Origin of the sequence: Pseudomonas sp. KB_12 (assembly GCF_052114545.1) — a bacterium.
GTDB classification, from domain to species: Bacteria; Pseudomonadota; Gammaproteobacteria; order Pseudomonadales; family Pseudomonadaceae; genus Aquipseudomonas; species Aquipseudomonas brassicacearum.
The window spans coordinates 1-1950 of record NZ_JBFREY010000077.1; the positions used below are offsets into that span (position 1 = coordinate 1).

The 1950-nt window shown below is 64.6% G+C and carries 1 protein-coding gene; it reads left to right on the top strand.

Translation table 11 applies throughout. The annotated features are described in order from the left end of the window. A partial coding sequence (locus AB4Z20_RS27920) for a carbon starvation CstA family protein (protein WP_442091213.1) occupies nt 1-1950 on the top strand: 1950 nt, incomplete at both ends.

The following is a 1950-nucleotide window of genomic DNA, read 5'->3' on the forward strand; positions in this document are numbered from 1 at the left end:
ATCAACGCCCTCTGGATCGTCGTCGCAGCCGTGGCCATCTACCTGGTCGCCTACCGCTACTACAGCCTCTTCATCGCCAACAACGTGATGCAACTCGATGCGCGCCGGGCCACCCCTGCCGTGCTCAATAACGATGGCCTGGACTACGTCCCGACCAACAAACACATTCTYTTCGGTCACCACTTCGCGGCCATTGCCGGCGCGGGGCCGYTGGTYGGGCCGGTGCTGGCGGCGCAGATGGGCTACCTGCCCGGTACRCTSTGGCTGATCGCTGGCGTGGTGCTGGCCGGTGCGGTGCAGGACTTCATGGTCCTGTTCCTGTCCACCCGCCGCAACGGGCGTTCCCTGGGGGACATGGTCCGTGAGGAAATGGGCCGCGTCCCCGGCACCATCGCGCTGTTCGGCTGCTTCCTGATCATGATCATCATCCTCGCGGTGCTGGCGCTGATCGTGGTCAAGGCCCTGGCCGAGAGCCCRTGGGGCATCTTCACGGTGATGGCGACCATCCCGATCGCGATGTTCATGGGCATCTACATGCGCTACATCCGCCCGGGCCGCATCGGTGAAATCTCGSTGRTTGGCGTGCTGTTGCTGCTGGGCTCGATCTGGCTGGGCGGGCAAATTGCTGCCGATCCGGTCTGGGCCAAGGCYTTTTCCTTCACCGGGATCCAGATCACCTGGATGCTGATCGGCTACGGTTTTGTCGCGGCGGTRCTGCCGGTGTGGCTGATCCTGGCGCCGCGGGACTACCTGTCGACATTCCTCAAGATCGGCACCATYGTCGCCCTGGCGATCGGCATCCTGGTCACCATGCCCGAGCTGAAAATGCCGGCGCTGACCCAGTTCACCGACGGCACCGGGCCGGTRTGGAAGGGCGGTCTGTTCCCGTTCCTGTTCATCACCATCGCCTGCGGCGCGGTCTCGGGTTTCCACGCGCTGATCTCCTCGGGCACCACGCCCAAGCTCTTGGATAACGAAACCAACGCCCGCTACATCGGTTACGGCGGCATGCTGATGGAGTCCTTCGTGGCGATCATGGCCATGGTCGCGGCTTCGGTCATCGAGCCGGGCGTGTACTTCGCCATGAACAGCCCGGCGGCGATCGTYGGCGGTGACGTGGTGGCCGTGGCSCAGACCGTCAGCAGCTGGGGTTTTGCAATCACCCCCGAGGCGCTGCAAGCGGTGGCCAAGGACATCGGCGAGACCACCGTGCTGGCCCGTGCCGGCGGTGCGCCGACCCTGGCGGTCGGTATTGCGCAGATCCTGCACTCGGTGCTGCCGGGTGAGAACACCATGGCGTTCTGGTACCACTTCGCGATCCTGTTCGAAGCGCTGTTCATCCTCACCGCCGTGGACGCCGGCACCCGTGCCGGGCGGTTCATGCTGCAGGACTTGCTCGGCTCGTTCGTGCCTTCGCTCAAGCGCACCGAATCCTGGCCGGCCAACCTGATCGCCACCGCCGGTTGCGTAGCGATGTGGGGCTACCTGCTGTACCAGGGCGTGATCGATCCGCTGGGCGGCATCAATACCTTGTGGCCRCTGTTCGGCATCTCCAACCAGATGCTGGCCGGTATCGCCCTGATGCTCGCCACCGTGGTCCTGATCAAGATGAAGCGCCAGCGCTACGTCTGGGTCACGCTGCTGCCGGCGGCCTGGCTGCTGATCTGCACCACCACCGCGGGCCTGATCAAGCTGTTCGACGCCAACCCGGCGATCGGCTTCCTGGCCCTGGCGCGCAAATACAACGATGCCCTGGCCGCCGGCCAGGTCCTGGCCCCGGCCAAGAGCATCGAGCAGATGCAGCACGTGGTGTTCAACGCCTACACCAACGCGACGCTGACGGCATTGTTCCTGTTCGTGGTCTTCAGCATTTTGTTCTACGCGCTCAAGGTCGGCATCGCCGCCTGGGGCACCAAGGAACGCACGGACAAGGAAGCGCCATTCCAGGCC